This window comes from Pseudoalteromonas sp. NCCP-2140, from assembly GCF_023708065.1.
GTDB lineage: Bacteria > Pseudomonadota > Gammaproteobacteria > Enterobacterales > Alteromonadaceae > Pseudoalteromonas.
In genome coordinates this window covers 222059-238365 of the sequence record NZ_BRCZ01000002.1, presented here as the reverse complement: position 1 = coordinate 238365, position 16307 = coordinate 222059, and the positions used below count along the sequence as shown (strand labels likewise).

The window sequence follows — 16307 nt, the reverse complement described above, 5'->3', positions numbered from 1 at the left end:
TTTAACCTTGTGCAACTAAGTAATCAAGCAGCGCGCGATAGGCAAATACCCCACGCGAACGCGGGCAAAATTGAATCGGCACTTGTTGTGCTAAACTAGCATCTCTAAACTTTGTATCGACAGGAACCACGCCTGACCATACTTTATCTTTGTAATTATCCTGCAGAGTCTTGTAAGCTTCAAGTGATGCTTTAGTACGTTTATCGTACATTGTAGGAATAATTGTATATTGGTACTGTTTTGCTTGCGATGTTTGCATCAACTCCATCGTACGCATCATACGATCAAGCCCTTTTAAGGCCAGAAATTCTGTTTGTACTGGCACTAAAATTCGCTCACTAGCTGCAAGAGCATTGACCATCAAAACCCCTAAAACAGGCGGGCAATCAATAATTGCATAGTCATAATGGTCGCTAATTTTGGCCAGTGCTTTTTTAAGTATTAAGCCCATGCCATTTTTATTGCCCATGCTTCTATCAAGCGTCGCGATTGCCATCGTCGCAGGTAAGATATCAAGGTTTTCAAGTGTTGATGGACATAGGGCCTGTAAAATTTCTTCACTGGCCATGTTATTGCCGCGCGCAAAGATATCATACACGCTAACTTCTAAGTCTTCTGAATCTATACCAAAATAATAAGTCAATGATGCATGCGGATCGGTGTCAATAAGTAACACGCGTTTTCCTTGTAAAGCGAGAATACCAGCAAGGCTAACGGCTGTTGTTGTTTTCCCTACCCCACCTTTTTGATTCGCTACGGTCCAAACTTTCACATCACACCTTATTATTGTTCATTGCGCGTGGTAATCCTAATGCCACCATGTGGTAATTGAATCACTTTAATGCTGTTATCATCGCTTGGCAACTCAATTTCTGTCGTCTGTTGCGGTTGGTTTTGTGACTCTTGTTCAGTATTTTCTGGCTCTTTTGGCGGTAAACCATATTTAGACAATGCAACAACCACTTTGCGGTTTTCTGCGCGACCTTGCTCAGTGTCATTACTTGCGAAGGGCGAATACTGCCCGTAACCTTCAATAGCCATACGCGCAGGGTTAATGCCTAAACTCTCAAGCTCAACCAGTACGGATGTAGCCCGCGCTACAGATAGCTCCCAGTTTGAGCGAAACATCTCATTACGAATACCTTCGTTATCGGTATAACCACGCACGCGAATGTAGTTATCAACCGGCGCGATAATATCTTTCACTAAACCAACAACTTGCTTGGCACGCTGCTGTGCAACAGCACTGCCCGATGAAAATAACATACCTGAACTTAATTCGATGATAAGCCAATCTTGGTGAAGCTCTAAACTCGCTTCGCCATCACGAATTTCATCAATAAGCGCAGACTGTAATTTAGTCAATAAGCTGTCGAGAGGCTTGCCGAGATGTTTTTTCTCAATATTGCTGGTTTCGCTTTGTCCATCGAGTAATTCAGGACCCTGCTCATCTTTACGAATGCTCTCACCGTATAGAATGTCGTTCTCAGGACTAACTCTGTCAGTTAATATGCCTGTGCCGTTAACCCCAGTGCCAACCTGTTGTTGCTGACGAGCTGATTTTTCGAACACCTGCTCCAGTGAGTCTGAGAGAATCTGAAAGTCTTCATTTTTACTAATTGCGATAGCATACATGACCACAAAAAAAGCAAACATGATGGTCATGTAATCGGCATAAGAGACAAGCCAGCGTTCAGTATGTTGGTTTTTTGACGTGTTATGACGCAGACGACGGCGCATCATAATAAATTACTCGTCAACTAAGCTTGGGCGCTCTACACGGTACGCCTCAAGTTTTAGTTCGATATTTAGTGGGCTTTCACCTTGCGAAATAGCAATAATGCCTTCAGCAAGTAGTTCATGATACAGCATTTTTTGCTCAACTTGTTGCTTAAGTTTATTCGCCATCGGCAAGAATAATAAGTTAGCTAAACCAACACCGTAAATAGTAGCGATAAACGCAGTAGCGACACCGGCACCTAGTTTTTCAGGATCGGTGATAAATTGCATAGCCTGAATCAACCCGAGTACCGCACCTAGAATACCAATTGTAGGGCTATAACCGCCCATGGCTTCGTAAACTCGGCTTACCTCAAGTAAGCGTTCGCGTTCAAGCATTAAATCAATTTCAAGGGTATCTCTAAGCTTTCGCTCATCAATCCCATCAACAAGTAGACTCAACCCCTTTGCCGCATACGGGTCTGAATGCGACAGCGCATCAGACTCAAGGGCTAAGTATCCTTCTTGGCGTGCTTTGTGTGACCAACGCTTTACTTGTTCAATGGCTGCATCAATATCGTGATACGGCGGAAAGAACACCCAATGACTGATCTTCAGTGTTTTAGTAAAAACACTTGCAGGGGTTTGAAGCATCACAGCCCCAAGCGTACCACCGAGTACGATGATAAGCGCAGGACCATTAAACAGTGCAGAAACAACCCCGCCCTCTAATGCATAACCAAAGGCGATGGCACTTATCGCGACAATTAAGCCAAGAAAAGATAGCTTATCCACAGCCAGTCTCACGCGTTAGGCGAGCTGCAACATCAGTGAGTGCTAAGCTCTCGCTCGCCAGCCCCGCATTTGCAACAGCTTGTGGCATACCATACACCACACTGGTTTTTTCATCTTGCGCCCAAATAGTAGCACCGACTTGCTTAAGCATACGCGCACCATCACGGCCATCTGCGCCCATGCCCGTTAAAACTACAGCTAGCACATCACCACCAAAGGTTTTTGCAGCACTAGCAAAGGTCACGTCAACGCTCGGTTTATAAGTAATACGCGGACTGTCGTCTTCAAACACACGCAGTGTGCGAGAGCCGCCTCGTCCTTCTATTAGCATTTGTTGACCACCTGGCGCTAAATAAGCGGTACCAGGCACTAAACGGTCACCATTTTGCGCTTCTTTCACATTGATTCTGCATAAGCCATTAAGGCGTGCAGCAAAAGCAGGTGTAAACGCAGCTGGCATATGCTGAATAAGCAAAATAGGATGCGGAAAGTTAGCTGGCAGCTGAGTTAAAATTGTTTGTAGCGCTACAGGCCCACCGGTTGATGTGCCAATAGCAACTAACTGATATTGCTTGCCCGAAGCGCGAATATTACTCGTACTCGAAGACGATGCAGCTGGCGAACTAGCAGGAGCAGGACGGCTAAAGCTGCGATCTGGCTGAACAATACCGCTACTCGTATTTGCAGTGCTACTGCTCCTTGGTGCAGGAGCCGGAGTTGGTCGCGAAATAGGTGCTGGGCGCGAAAAACGAGAAAGGCGACGGCGACCAATTTCTTTTACTTTATTTTGCAAAAGTGCGATTGCATCTTCATTGTTGCGTGCAATGTCTTCAAATTTTTTCGGTAAAAAATCTAACGCCCCAGCATCCAGTGCATCTAGGGTTGCGGTTGCACCATCACGAGTGAGTGATGAGAACATTAAAATAGGAGTTGGTGTTGCTGCCATTATTTCTTTTACGGCACTAATGCCATCAAGAACCGGCATTTCAACATCCATAGTAATTACATCAGGTTTTAGTTCACGGGCTTTATCTACCGCTTCACGACCGTTTACGGCAAAACCTATCACTTGAATATTGCTGTCTTGCTCTAAAATTTCGCTGACACGACGGCGAAAAAAGCTTGAATCATCAACAACTAATACTTTGACTGCCATTGGCACTCTCTTGTTTTATATCATTCAAAGTGCAGCTAAATACTGCACTTTATTATTTATTATTAGCCAACGTAGTGTTTAAGCATGCTAGGTACGTCGAGGATCAGTGCAATCCCACCATCAGAAGTAATTGTCGCACCTGCCATACCTGGTGTGCCTTGTAATAAGGCATCTAAAGGTTTAATAACAACTTCCTCTTGACCAATTAACGAGTCAACAACAAAGCCCACTTGCTTAGTACCTATTTGTACAATAACCACGTGACCTTCTGCTTTACGCTCTTGGCGGTTAGCACCTTTTACTAACCAATGTTGTAAATAGAAAAGCGGGATCGCTTTTTCACGTACAATAATTGTCAGTTGGCCATCAACTACGTTAGTTTTAGTTAAATCAAGGTGGAAAATTTCGCTAACACCAGCAAGTGGTAATGCGAAGGTTTGCTCACCCACAATAACCATTAAGGTCGGTAAGATAGCAAGTGTTAATGGCACCTTGATTTCAAGTGCAGTACCTACACCCAGCTCAGACTGTATATTAACCGAGCCATTTAACTGAGTGATTTTAGTTTTAACAACATCCATGCCGACACCACGGCCTGAGATGTCAGAGATTTCTTCTTTGGTTGAGAAACCTGGTGCAAAGATTAAGTTGTACGCTTCGGTATCCGACAAGCGACTTGCTTGGTCGTGATCAATCACACCTTTGCTAATTGCGATTTTTTTCAGTTTCTCAGCATCCATACCCGCACCATCATCACGAATGGTTAGTAGGATGTGATCACCTTCTTGTGATGCCGAAAGCGTTACGGTACCTGTACGTGGTTTACCTGCGGCTTCACGCACGTCTGGCATTTCAATACCATGGTCAACAGAGTTACGCACTAAGTGCACCAATGGATCAGCAAGTGCTTCAACAAGGTTTTTATCTAAATCGGTTTCTTCACCAACTAGCTGCAGGTTAATATCTTTTTTCAAGCTACGGGCTAAGTCACGAACAACCCGTGGGAAACGGCCAAATACTTTCTTAATTGGCTGCATCCGGGTTTTCATCACCGCGCCTTGCAAGTCTGCGGTTACCACATCTAGGTTAGAGATGGCTTTACCCATTGACTCGCTATTGCTGTTATTAGCAAGGCTCACTAAGCGGTTTCGGACCAATACCAGCTCACCCACCATGTTCATGATTTCATCGAGACGTTTAGTATCAACACGTACCGTTGTTTCTGCCTGTGGTGGTGGCGCTTTTTTCGGTGCAGCAGAAGCAGCAGGCGATTTTTCTGGTGCTTTTGCAGGTGCTGGAGCCGGTTTAGGCGCTGCGGCAGCAGGTTTAGGCGCAGGTGCCGGTTTTGATACTGCAGGCTGTGCTGGTTTTGCAGGTTCTGCTTTTGGTGGTTCAGGCGCTTTTTCTGGCGCAGTCGTTTCTAAAGACTGAGGAGCAGTACCTTTACCATGTAATTCATCAAGCAGTGCTTCAAACTCGTCATCGCTAATTTCATCGTCTGAGTCATTGCTTGCAGGTTCTGCTGCAGACGCCTGAGGAGCAGCCTGTGCAGGCTTTGTAGCTTCAGGCTGAGCAGGAGTATCTTGTTTTACTTCACCAAAGTTACCAACCCCATGCAGTTCGTCTAATAAGCTGTCAAATTCATCATCAGTAATATCGTCACTGTCATTGCTTACAGTATCTGCAGCAGGTGCTGCTGGGCCTTGGCCTTTACCATGAAGTTCATCTAGTAGGCTTTCAAATTCGTCTTCGGTGATTTCGTCAATATTTTGTGACTCAGCGCTGCTATCTGCAAGACCGCCGCCATCAAATAACATATCGAACGCAAATGGGTCATCTTCATCGATGTTGTCTATTGTTGTTTCTGCTGTGACTTCAGGCGTATCAACAACTGGCTCTTCAACTGCGGGTTCTTCAGGTGCAACTGCAACATCGTCTGCTACAGATAAATCTTCACCTGCAAGCTCTTCTGCAGTCGGTGGCTGACTTAATTTATGAAGGACTTCTAATAGGGCTGGGTCTGCAGGCTCTGGCTGTTCGCGATTTTGAATCGTAGCGAACATTTCGTTGATAGTGTCGAGAGCCTGTAAAATTACGTCCATTAGTTCTGGTGTTACACTGCGCAGACCTTGGCGTAATAAATCGAAAACATTCTCTGCACCATGACACGCATCTACAAGCTCAGTCATGCTTAAGAAGCCTGCACCACCTTTAACAGTATGGAAGCCTCTAAAAATGGCGTTTAATAGATCTTTGTCTTCTGGGTTGTTTTCAAGCTCAACTAATTGCTCTGACAAAAGCTCTAAGATTTCTCCTGCTTCAACAAGGAAATCCTGTAATATATCTTCATCGACTTCAAAGCTCATGCAGCTACTCTCCTCTTAGAAGCCCAGACTTGATAATAGATCATCGACTTCATCTTGTCCTGAGACAACATCATCGCGAGACTCTTTATCAATAATTGGCCCTTCAGGACCTGCTAGTGTGTCACTTGTTGCAGGTGCTTTTTCTATGGCCTGTTTTTCTTGTTGTTGATGACCATCTTCTTGACTGCCAAACACAGTTAAGAGATTAATTAAACTGTCTTCTACCTCTCGCACTAACTCAATAACACGGCGAATAACTTGTCCGGTTAAATCCTGATAATCCTGCGCCATCAGCACATTAGTCATCAAACCTTGGAGCTCATCGGTTTTGGTATGCGAGTTATTCATGAACTTATCTAAGCTATGACATAACGATTTAAATTCACCGAGTTCAATTTCTCGGTTCATTAAACGATCCCACGTAGGTTTGATTGCGGCAATTTCATCAGCAAGTTGTTGCGCTATAGGTAAACTTGCTTCAACCGCATCCATGGTTTTATTGGCGGCGCTTTCTGTCATTTCCATAACATAATTTAAGCGCTGCTTAGCGTCTGGGATCGCGTCGGTAGTTAAATCAGTGAGACGAGTATCTAGATCAAAGTTTTTTAATGCTTCATGAAGCTGACGCGTCAATTTGCCGACTTCAGCAAACAACTCTGATTGTTCTTTTGATGCAGCGTCAAGAATGAGCTTATCCGCTTTTTCTTGTTCACCATTTTCAAGATACTCAACAAGTTGACGAGCTTGCTCTAAACTTATTTGAGGCGCAGCAAGTGCTGACATAAGCCTCTCCCCTTAGATTAACCTAGACGTTCAAACACTTTTTCCAATTTGGTTTTAAGTGTCGCAGCAGTGAATGGTTTAACGATATAGCCATTTACACCTGCTTGAGCAGCAGCAACAATTTGTTCTTTTTTCGCTTCAGCTGTCACCATTAAAACAGGAATATGCTTAAGGCTATCATCAGCACGAATTGCACGTAACAAATCAATACCTTGCATACCAGGCATGTTCCAATCTGTTACAACAAAATCAAATTCTTGATTTTGTAGCATTGGCAATGCTGTTGAACCGTCGTCAGCTTCCTGCACATTGGTAAAACCTAAATCCCTTAATAGATTTTTAATGATACGTCTCATTGTAGAAAAATCATCAACAACAAGAATTTTCATGTTTTTATCCAAAACATCCTCCGGTGAGGTTTGAACCTTTATTTACTTACTACTAATTAATCCAGTCATTGATTTTTGCTTTGAGCTTAATCATCGCCTGACCATGTATTTGACTCACACGCGACTCGCTAACATCGAGTATGTGTCCTATTTCTTTTAAGTTCATTTCGTCGTTGTAGTACAAAGACAAAACGAGAGCATCTCTTTCTGGTAACGATTGGATAGCCGTTAATAGAGACTGGTTAAACCGCTCATTTTTAACGTTATTAAACGGTTTGTCTAGTCCTAAATCCTGACCTACTGGTGTGATAACGTCTTCATCTACACCTAAATCTTCAATACCTAATACTTTACTCGAATTTACATCATGTAGAATATGATGGTACTCATCTAGCGTAATATCAAGTTTTTCAGCGACTTCAGTATCTTTGGGCTCACGATTTAAAGAGCTTTCTAATTCGGCAATGGTTTCAGCCACAAGGCGGGCATTTCGGTGAACAGAGCGTGGCGCCCAGTCACCTCTACGAATTTCGTCTAACATCGCACCACGAATACGAATTCCAGCGAAGGTTTCGAAACTAGCACCTTTGCTAGCATCAAAGTTTTTTGACGCTTCAATTAGGCCTATCATGCCTGATTGAATTAAATCATCGAGTTGCACACTGGCAGGTAAACGAGCAATTAGATGGCATGCCACTTTTTTGACTAAAGAGGCATGTTTTTCGACAATCGCATTTAAATTCTGTGCTGATTGATATCCCATCGCTTTATTCACCGATGTTGTCATAGTTAGCCGTTTACTAGTTTTTCAATAAAAAATTCTAAATGGCCAGACGGTTGATTAGGGATCGGCCACTTAACTGCTTTTGTTGCTAATGTTTTAAACGCCACCGCTGCCGGAGAGTTCGGGAATAATTCAACAATCACCTTTTGACGTCGCGTAGATTTACGCATGTTCTCGTCATAAGGAATGGTTGCTACCAACTCCATTGAAACATCTAAAAAACGATCCGTTACTTTTGAAAGTTTAGCAAATAATTCTTGCCCTTCACGCAAACTGCGCACCATATTGGCAACAATTTTAAATTTATATACGCCATGCTCACGGCTAAGCACTTTAATTAGTGCGTAAGCATCAGTAATTGAGGTAGGTTCATCGCATACAACCACAACAACGTCTTGGGCTGCACGAGAAAAGCTTAATACCATGTCAGAAATACCTGCGGCGGTATCAACAATTAATATATCAAACTCGGTGTTTAACTCGCTAAAAGCGCGAATAAGCCCTGCATGCTCAGATGGCGTTAATTCAACCATACTTTGTGAACCAGACGTCGCTGGTACAATTTTGATGCCCGCAGGGCCTTCAACAAGAATTTCGTCAAGCTCACACTCGCCTGACAAAACATGAGATAAATTACGTTCAACACGAAGGCCAAGCATTACGTCACAGTTTGCCAAACCTAAATCGGCATCTAATACTAATACACGATTTCCTTGCTGACCTAATGCGATTGCGGTATTGAGTGAAACGTTGGTTTTACCCACTCCACCTTTACCGCCAGTAACAGCGATAACTTTAACGCCACTATTATTATTTTGATTCATTTTGCGCAGGCCGCTTGCTTGATCTAATACTGTGTTAATCATACATCCCTACTGTGTTCGACGCTACTGCTTGACGTCTTGAATGTTGTGCTTTTGCTCGTTTTAAATACAATTGTTCAGCTTTTTTCACTAGTTTTTCAGCATTCGCTACGCGAATATCCTCAGGAACGCGCTGACCGTTAGTAAGATACCCTATTGGCAGGCGATTTTGAATCGCTATGCTAATAATCTCACCTAAACTTAAAGATTCATCCAATTTAGTGAAGATACAGCCACTTAGGTGAACCTTTTTAAAGTGTCTTACGGTTTCTTGCAACACATTTATCTGTGCTGTAGCACTTAATACTAAATAACTACGAATATCAACACGCTGATTACGCATTAGGGTATTTAACTGCTCAGTTAAACGTAAATCACGTTGGCTCATACCCGCTGTGTCTATTAATACTAGACGCTTATTACGTAAATGGTATAACACTTCAGCTAATTCATTCGCATCTTTTACCTGCTTAACACCACAGCCAATAATACGACCATAAGTAGCCAATTGTTCGTAGGCACCAATTCTGTAGGTATCAGTGGTGATCAACGCCACTTTATCAGCACCATATTTTTGTGCACCCAGTGCAGCTAATTTTGCAACTGTGGTTGTTTTACCAACGCCTGTTGGACCCACTAATGCGAATACACCACCTTGACGCAGGATTTCGTTATTCGTTGTATGCATTTGGTTTTCAACCATTTGCAGAAGTGCTTGCCACGCTTGTTGACGTGATACATCGTCAGGAATGAAACACGCCATTTGCTCAGCAACATCACGTTCAATGCCCATACCTGCTAAGCGGTCAATCATACATGCACGAGTCGGATCGCGGCGCGCCATATCTTGTTGCATTAGGCCAGATACTTGGTGTTCAAGTAATTGACGAATCGCATTCATTTCTTCGCGCATGGTCGTCATTTCTGATTGATTCGCAGGTGCTGAGTTTTTGTGCTCGGCTAGTGAATCTAAATCATCAAAACCAGAATCTAAGTCGTCATCAAAACCTAAGCTATGTGCTTGAGTTTGTACACGAGGTGCTGCTTGCTGTTGATAACGAGGAGCTTGCTTATATTCAGGCTGTTGCTGCTCAAAGCTTGGCTCTTTTGGTTGATAGTGTTCACTCGTATCAATACCAGATTGACTAAACATTGACGCAAGCTCTGGCGAACGAGGGCGTGGGGCTTGACGCTCAAGTAACGCTTGTAGGCTATCAGCAACTTTCGCTTGCGGCTCAGGTTTAGCACGCATTGGCTCAGGTTTAACAAAGTTATGCTGTGGAGCAGGTGCTGATTGTGCCACGGCTGGTTTAGCTTCGGCTTTCGGGGCTGCTTTGTCGTAATCAACAGCTGCAACGATTTCAACGCCGTTAGCAAGCTTTTTGTTCGACATAATAACCGCATCAACACCTAGTTCATCTTTCACTTCTTTCAGTGCTGTGCGCATATCTTTAGCAAAAAAACGTTTAATTTTCATGGTTCAACCCCTTTACTATCCTATTGTTGGCCTACTGAGCTGACAATCTTAATCTGTCTTTCGTCTGGTACCTCTTGGTAAGACATCACCCTTAAACCTGGGATGGTGTACTTAACGAAGCGAGATAACACAGTTCTTAACATTCCTGACGTTAACAGTATCGAAGGTTCACCGGCCATTTCTTGGTTTTGATGCGCTTCATTCAATGATTGTTGAAGTCGCTCTGCAAGGCTTGGCTCTATTCCGGCACCTTCGTCACCTGCATTCTGAAGTGACTGATGCAACATCTGTTCCAACTCAGGCGCCAAGGTTATGACAGGGATCTCAGAAGACATACCAACAGCGTCTTGAACGATTAGTCTGCGCAGTGAAATTCGCACTGCAGCCGTTAGTACATCTGGGTCTTGGCTACGTGGGCCATACTCAACAAGGGTTTGAACAATCGAGCGCATATCGCGAATTGCCACCCCTTCATTGAGTAAGTTTTGTAGCACTTTTACGATAGTAGTAAGTGGTAATACGTCAGGAACCAGCCCTTCAACAAGACGTGGATGACTCTTCGCTAACATATCTAGTAAGTTTTGTACTTCTTCATGACCAAGTAGTAAAGCAGCACTGTTAGTGAGTAACTGGCTGATATGAGTTGCAACCACAGTTGCAGAATCAACCACGGTATAGCCAAGTGATTGTGCTTCATCTTTTTGATCTGGTTTGATCCAAACCGCATCTAATCCAAATGCTGGGTCTTTTGTGGCAACCCCTTTGATTGGGCCAAATACTTGGCCTGGGTTAATCGCTAACTCATCACCATGCTTAAGCTCACCCTCACCGCTTGAAACACCCATCATAGTAATTCTGTAAGCGTTAGGGTCGAGCTCTAAGTTATCGCGAATGTGCACAGGAGGCACCAAGAAGCCAAGTTCTTGAGAAAGTTTCTTACGCACACCTTTAATACGATTTAACAGTTCACCACCTTGAGATTGGTCAACAAGTGGAATTAAGCGATAACCCACTTCTAAACCAATAACATCAACTTGCTGAACATCATCCCAACCCAGTTCTTTTTGTTCTTGTTTGTTGGCAACACCTGTACCTGGTGCACCACCATTTGCTTCTTGCTCTGCTTTTTCGGCTTCTGCTTTGGCTTTTTGTTGTTGTGTGAAATAAGCAAGGTAACCCAGTAATGCACCTAAGCTTAAAAATGCAATATGCGGCATACCCGGCACAAGACCCATGATGATCAAAATACCCGATGCGATATAAAGTGATTTTTCGTTACCTAGCTGTGTCTTAACTTGATCGCCCATGTTGTGCGATTCATTTTGACGGGTAACAACGATTGCGGTACCGATTGACAGTAATAGTGAAGGTAGCTGTGCAACTAGACCATCACCAATTGTTAGCAAAGTGTACACTTCCATCGCACGGCTGAACGATAAATCATGTTGGATCATACCAACAAATAAACCACCAACGATATTAATCACTAGAATAACGATACCCGCTATCGCATCGCCTTTTACGAACTTACTTGCACCATCCATTGAACCATAGAAATCGGCTTCACGAGTAACTTCTTCACGACGTTCACGGGCTTGTTCTGCACTGATGAAACCGGCGTTTAAGTCAGCATCAATCGCCATTTGTTTACCTGGCATTGCATCAAGAGTAAAGCGAGCTGATACTTCAGAAATACGGCCAGCACCTTTGGTGATAACCACAAAGTTAATAATGATTAAAATTAAGAAGACCACTAAACCAACTGCATAGTTACCGCCGATAACCACCGAGCCAAAGGCCTCGATAACTTTACCGGCTGCATCTCCACCGTTATGACCTTCTAGCAATACCACACGGGTACTGGCGACATTCAGTGCTAAGCGCATGATGGTTGCAATTAGTAGAACCGCAGGGAACATACCAAATTCAAGTGGTTTCATGGTGTAAACAGTAACTAGTAACACCACCAGTGCTAACGCGATATTAAACGAAAATAGAATATCTAAAAGAAATGGTGGCAGGGGTAAAATCACCATGCCCAGCGCAGCAAGTACCATTAACGGCGTGCCGATACCCTTCGCATACTCTTTTTTATCTCTGTTAAGTTGTTGTAATACCGCTTTAAATTCCATAATTCAACAATTTCAAAAAATTGACACTACACGGAATTTGCAATAACTATTCCAAGTTACAAATTTACTGTTTAGTATTTGTAGGCATCGGGTATTGGGAGCTTTTTATTGAGTGGTACAGGACGTTTACCGCGCCCTTTTTGGAAGCGTTTTAACTGGAAGACATAAGCCAGAACTTGCGCAACGGCAGTGAATAGCTGATCGGGTATTTGATTGCCCACATCGGTGGTGTGATACAGCGCACGTGTAAGCATTGGTGATTCAACAATTGGCACGTCATTACCCTTGCCCACTTTACGAATTTGCATAGCAAGCTCGTCTACGCCTTTGGCAAGAACAATAGGCGCACCCGCTTTAGCTGTATCGTATTTAAGCGCGACTGAGTAGTGCGTCGGGTTGGTTACGATCACATCGGCATCGGGTACATCTTGCATCATCCGCCTTTGCGACATTTCACGCTGTGTACGGCGAATACGCGCTTTTATTTGCGGATCACCCTCAGAGTTTTTGTATTCGTCTTTCACCTCTTGTAGGGTCATTTTTAACTGTTTATGGTGCTTATGACTCTGATAAGGGGCATCAATTGCAGCAATGAGTATTAAAGTACAGGTTAAGCCTAAGAACATCCAAGAGAGGATTTCGAGTGCATGGATAAAATTTCCGGGCGCGCTTTCAATGCTTAGATGCAGTATTTCATCAAAGAAAGTATTAATTAAGAACACCGCAAAACCTGCAACCACTACAAATTTTAAAATAGACTTAACTAGCTCTACTCCTGCTTGAGGGCCAAGCATACGCTTAATACCTTTAGCCGGCGACATCTTACTAGCCTTTGGTGCTGCCGCTTGCCAACTAAAGTTATAGCCCCCCAGTAAAGTGTTTCCAACAAAAGCGGCTATCACGATGATCAACACAAACATAGCCATAGGGAATAACAACGCATCCGCAACAATTCCCCACACTGAAAACATTTTAGTGGTGTCGTAGGTTTCATTACGATTAAGGCTTAATAAGCGCCCCATCACATTATAAAGCCCTTTGCCAATTTCAGGTCCATAAAGTAATAGTGACACTGCCGAGAAGATAAGTACAAACATGGTGCCTAGCTCTTTAGAACGGGCAACCTGGCCTTTTTTCTTGGCGTCGTCTATTTTCTTCCCGGTGGGTTCTTCGGTTTTTTCTTGACCAGAATCTTCAGCCATGGCGTGCTCCTAAGGTGTACAACCAACAAGGCTGCACATTAACTCAACCATTTTTAACCACTGAAACTCAAATTGAGTCATGAAGTTACCTAGCGTTGCCCAAATAATCACGAGCCCAGCTACTAAGGTAAACGGAAAACCAATCGAAAAAATATTTAACTGTGGTGCCGCACGGGTCATTACACCAAACGACATATTAATAACCAACATAGCTGTCAGTGGCGCTAAAGCAAGCACCAAGGCTGTAGTAAACATCCAGCCGCCCCAAGTAACGATATCCCAGTAATGATCAACCGCCCACCAATTGCCATCAATTGGCAGTACTTCAAAGCTATGAATGACCATTTGAATCATCATTAAATGACCATTAAAAACGAAAAATAGTAAGGTAGCCAGAATCAAATAAAACTGACCTACTGCGGGAACGTTTAAGCCATTTGACGGATCAACAACGGACGCAAAACCAAGACCTGTTTGCATCGCGAGTATTTGCCCTGCAAGGACAAATGTATTAAGTAGTAAGGTTGATGCAAAGCCTATGGCCACACCAATAAGCATTTGTTGAATGACTACGAGAATCATTTCAAACGAAAATAAGTTGTTGAATGTTGCTTGTGGAAGCATAGGTACAGCAACAAAGGTTACAACCACAGCTAAACCAAGCTTAATTCGGGTTGGTACGTTTCTCGCGCCAAGGCCTGCCATGATCATAATCATTGAGCTAATACGCACTAATGGCAGCAAAAAGTCGCTGAGCCATTGAATAATGACCGCAAATGGAAATTCCATTTAGCCTGCTATCTCCGGTATAGACATCACTAAACGGGTAAAATAGTCCATAAGCTCTTGCGTGAACCAATGGCCACCGACAATAAGTGCGCTTATGGTAATTAGCAAACGAGGTAAAAAGCTTAAGGTTTGCTCATTGATTGATGTTGCCGCTTGGAAAACAGCCACTACAAGACCGACTAATAAGCCAGGTACTACGATTGCAGACACTAACTTTATAACTAAAAATAGCGCGTCACTGAGTATATCGACAAAAATTTCTGGTTCCATTTTGTCTCTCCTACCTAATTATGTGTCTTGAATTGCATTGTTACACCCCGAGCCCAAAGCTCTTCGCCAGCGTGCCCATCACAAGGCTCCAACCATCTACTAATACAAACAGCATAATCTTAAACGGCAAAGATACAATCATCGGCGAAAGCATCATCATACCCATGGCCATTAATACGGAGGCCACTACTAAATCAACTATCAGAAAGGGAATGAAAAACATAAAACCAATGATAAAGGCCGTTTGCAATTCGCTGGTAACAAACGCTGGGATCAATACAATCAACGGTGTGTCTTCTGGCGAATCTAATTGCTCATAACCCGCTATTTTCGCAAAGGTCTCTAAATCTTTTATACGAACTTGCGATAGCATAAACGCTTTCATTGGCTCTTTGGCAAGTTCTAATGCTTGCACTGAGGTAACTTGTTCATTCAAGTACGGCTCAATGGCACGCTCATTCACCTGCTGATAAATTGGCGCCATAATAAAAATACTCAAAAACAGTGACATGCCTAACAAAATTTGATTCGATGGTGTTTGTTGTAAGCCTATTGCTTGGCGTAATATCGCCAGAACCACAATAATCCGTGTAAATGAGGTCATCATAATGACCGCCGCTGGAATAAAGCTCAGCGCCGTCATGATCGCTAATACTTGTAGCGTCACTGAGTAATCTTGAGAGCCATCAGGGTTGGTGGTAATGGTCAGTGCTTCTATGCCTTCAGCGTTAACCGACGGCAAAAACAACACACTTGCTAAAATAAGTATCCACTTGATCATAGCGTTAATTCTTTTTATTTGAAGGTGATTGTGGGTTCAGTAACTTTCCAAATTTCTTGGCAAGTTCTGGCAGTTCTTTTTCTTGTAATGGTGTTTCTAGTTTATGCAGGTAGTTAATACTGTGCGGAGTCACACCAATTAAGTGCTGTGCGTTATCAATTTCAATGACCATCAAACGCTCGCGAGAACCTAAAGGCAAACTGCGCACTACTTTAAATTCATCACTATTAGCAAGATTTGGATTTAGTTTTTTAACCAAAAAAGCCAAAGCAATAATAACCACCAGCACTAAAAGCAAAGACATCACCATAGACAGTAAATCTGCCGTCGGTGATGCCGAAGGAAATGCAGTGCTCGACGCACTTGTTAAAGCGACTAAAGCATTCATCGTAACTTTTTAATACGCTCAACTTGGCTGATAACGTCCGTTAAACGAATACCGAACTTATCGTTTACGACAACCACCTCACCATGCGCAATCAGGGTGCCATTAACCAATACATCAAGTGGCTCACCAGCGACTCGGTCTAGTTCTACCACCGAACCTTGGTTAAGCTGTAATAAGTTACGAATGTTGATTTTTGAACGACCCACTTCCATCGAAATAGTAACTGGAATGTCCAAGATGGTATCAAGTTTACGTTTTTCGTCGCCAGACAGCTCATGTCTTTCATCTTTTAACTCATCAAGCTCCGCTACAGCAGCATCACCTGAGCCACCCTCAGCTTCTTCAGCTTCGGCTAGTGCCGCAGCCCATTCGTCCATTGTATCTTGATCATCACTCATTATGTTTAACCTTAT

Annotated in this window: 17 protein-coding genes; all 17 read right to left on the bottom strand. The window is 43.2% G+C overall.

Features of this window, described 5'->3' with window-relative positions; translation table 11 throughout:
• Position 1: 1 nt before the first annotated feature.
• Positions 2-772, bottom strand: coding sequence for a ParA family protein (locus tag NFU46_RS05025; RefSeq protein WP_054562168.1), 771 nt, complete (start codon positions 770-772; stop codon positions 2-4).
• Positions 773-783: 11 nt separating this feature from the next.
• Positions 784-1743 carry a flagellar motor protein MotB gene (locus tag NFU46_RS05020; protein WP_054562169.1) on the bottom strand — a complete coding sequence of 320 codons (960 nt, stop codon included), beginning with the start codon at positions 1741-1743 and terminating at the stop codon, positions 784-786.
• Between the two features lie 6 nt (positions 1744-1749).
• Complete coding sequence (locus tag NFU46_RS05015; protein ID WP_251600265.1) at positions 1750-2514, bottom strand: flagellar motor protein; 765 nt, start codon at positions 2512-2514, stop codon at positions 1750-1752.
• Positions 2507-3670 (bottom strand): chemotaxis response regulator protein-glutamate methylesterase, encoded by a 1164-nt coding sequence (locus NFU46_RS05010; protein WP_251600262.1) that lies wholly within the window; start codon positions 3668-3670, stop codon positions 2507-2509. Before NFU46_RS05010 ends, NFU46_RS05015 begins: the two co-directional genes overlap by 8 nt.
• A gap of 62 nt (positions 3671-3732) precedes the next feature.
• The gene (locus NFU46_RS05005) at positions 3733-6036 is read right to left on the bottom strand and encodes a chemotaxis protein CheA (RefSeq protein ID WP_251600259.1); all 2304 of its coding nucleotides are present in this window, start codon (positions 6034-6036) and stop codon (positions 3733-3735) included.
• A gap of 15 nt (positions 6037-6051) precedes the next feature.
• Complete coding sequence (locus tag NFU46_RS05000) at positions 6052-6819, bottom strand: protein phosphatase CheZ (RefSeq protein ID WP_054562173.1); 768 nt, start codon at positions 6817-6819, stop codon at positions 6052-6054.
• Between the two features lie 17 nt (positions 6820-6836).
• Positions 6837-7220 carry a chemotaxis response regulator CheY gene (gene cheY / locus NFU46_RS04995; RefSeq protein WP_016708035.1) on the bottom strand — a complete coding sequence of 128 codons (384 nt, stop codon included), beginning with the start codon at positions 7218-7220 and terminating at the stop codon, positions 6837-6839.
• A 40-nt stretch (positions 7221-7260) separates the two neighbouring features.
• Positions 7261-7971: an RNA polymerase sigma factor FliA gene (locus NFU46_RS04990; protein ID WP_175080836.1), complete on the bottom strand. Its 711-nt coding sequence runs from the start codon at positions 7969-7971 to the stop codon at positions 7261-7263.
• 26 nt (positions 7972-7997) lie between these two features.
• On the bottom strand, positions 7998-8858 hold the full coding sequence (locus tag NFU46_RS04985; protein ID WP_054553259.1) for a MinD/ParA family protein: 861 nt from the start codon (positions 8856-8858) through the stop codon (positions 7998-8000).
• On the bottom strand, positions 8851-10332 hold the full coding sequence (flhF, locus tag NFU46_RS04980; RefSeq protein WP_251600256.1) for a flagellar biosynthesis protein FlhF: 1482 nt from the start codon (positions 10330-10332) through the stop codon (positions 8851-8853). The genes NFU46_RS04985 and flhF overlap by 8 nt, the downstream gene beginning before the upstream one ends.
• A gap of 20 nt (positions 10333-10352) precedes the next feature.
• Positions 10353-12464, bottom strand: coding sequence for a flagellar biosynthesis protein FlhA (flhA, locus tag NFU46_RS04975; protein WP_130052063.1), 2112 nt, complete (start codon positions 12462-12464; stop codon positions 10353-10355).
• Between the two features lie 71 nt (positions 12465-12535).
• Complete coding sequence (flhB, locus tag NFU46_RS04970) at positions 12536-13666, bottom strand: flagellar biosynthesis protein FlhB (protein WP_058586386.1); 1131 nt, start codon at positions 13664-13666, stop codon at positions 12536-12538.
• Positions 13667-13675: 9 nt separating this feature from the next.
• Positions 13676-14455 carry a flagellar biosynthetic protein FliR gene (fliR, locus tag NFU46_RS04965; RefSeq protein ID WP_251600253.1) on the bottom strand — a complete coding sequence of 260 codons (780 nt, stop codon included), beginning with the start codon at positions 14453-14455 and terminating at the stop codon, positions 13676-13678.
• Entirely contained in the window at positions 14456-14725 is a 270-nt protein-coding gene (gene fliQ, locus NFU46_RS04960; RefSeq protein ID WP_058586388.1) for a flagellar biosynthesis protein FliQ, read from the bottom strand.
• Between the two features lie 40 nt (positions 14726-14765).
• Complete coding sequence (gene fliP / locus NFU46_RS04955; RefSeq protein WP_054553265.1) at positions 14766-15506, bottom strand: flagellar type III secretion system pore protein FliP; 741 nt, start codon at positions 15504-15506, stop codon at positions 14766-14768.
• A 4-nt stretch (positions 15507-15510) separates the two neighbouring features.
• Positions 15511-15894 carry a flagellar biosynthetic protein FliO gene (fliO, locus tag NFU46_RS04950; protein WP_062566808.1) on the bottom strand — a complete coding sequence of 128 codons (384 nt, stop codon included), beginning with the start codon at positions 15892-15894 and terminating at the stop codon, positions 15511-15513.
• The gene (gene fliN, locus NFU46_RS04945; RefSeq protein WP_054553267.1) at positions 15891-16292 is read right to left on the bottom strand and encodes a flagellar motor switch protein FliN; all 402 of its coding nucleotides are present in this window, start codon (positions 16290-16292) and stop codon (positions 15891-15893) included. Before fliN ends, fliO begins: the two co-directional genes overlap by 4 nt.
• Positions 16293-16307: the final 15 nt, after the last annotated feature.

Coding starts and splice junctions, on each gene's coding strand:
- flhB (WP_058586386.1), bottom strand. CDS start 13,666: ATGGCTGAAGATTCTGGTCAAGAAAAAACCGAAGAACCCACCGGGAAG.
- flhA (WP_130052063.1), bottom strand. CDS start 12,464: ATGGAATTTAAAGCGGTATTACAACAACTTAACAGAGATAAAAAAGAG.
- fliQ (WP_058586388.1), bottom strand. CDS start 14,725: ATGGAACCAGAAATTTTTGTCGATATACTCAGTGACGCGCTATTTTTA.
- NFU46_RS05000 (WP_054562173.1), bottom strand. CDS start 6,819: ATGTCAGCACTTGCTGCGCCTCAAATAAGTTTAGAGCAAGCTCGTCAA.
- NFU46_RS04990 (WP_175080836.1), bottom strand. CDS start 7,971: ATGGGATATCAATCAGCACAGAATTTAAATGCGATTGTCGAAAAACAT.
- NFU46_RS05010 (WP_251600262.1), bottom strand. CDS start 3,670: ATGGCAGTCAAAGTATTAGTTGTTGATGATTCAAGCTTTTTTCGCCGT.
- fliO (WP_062566808.1), bottom strand. CDS start 15,894: ATGAATGCTTTAGTCGCTTTAACAAGTGCGTCGAGCACTGCATTTCCT.
- NFU46_RS05005 (WP_251600259.1), bottom strand. CDS start 6,036: ATGAGCTTTGAAGTCGATGAAGATATATTACAGGATTTCCTTGTTGAA.
- NFU46_RS05020 (WP_054562169.1), bottom strand. CDS start 1,743: ATGATGCGCCGTCGTCTGCGTCATAACACGTCAAAAAACCAACATACT.
- fliR (WP_251600253.1), bottom strand. CDS start 14,455: ATGGAATTTCCATTTGCGGTCATTATTCAATGGCTCAGCGACTTTTTG.
- NFU46_RS04985 (WP_054553259.1), bottom strand. CDS start 8,858: ATGATTAACACAGTATTAGATCAAGCAAGCGGCCTGCGCAAAATGAAT.
- fliP (WP_054553265.1), bottom strand. CDS start 15,506: ATGATCAAGTGGATACTTATTTTAGCAAGTGTGTTGTTTTTGCCGTCG.
- fliN (WP_054553267.1), bottom strand. CDS start 16,292: ATGAGTGATGATCAAGATACAATGGACGAATGGGCTGCGGCACTAGCC.
- flhF (WP_251600256.1), bottom strand. CDS start 10,332: ATGAAAATTAAACGTTTTTTTGCTAAAGATATGCGCACAGCACTGAAA.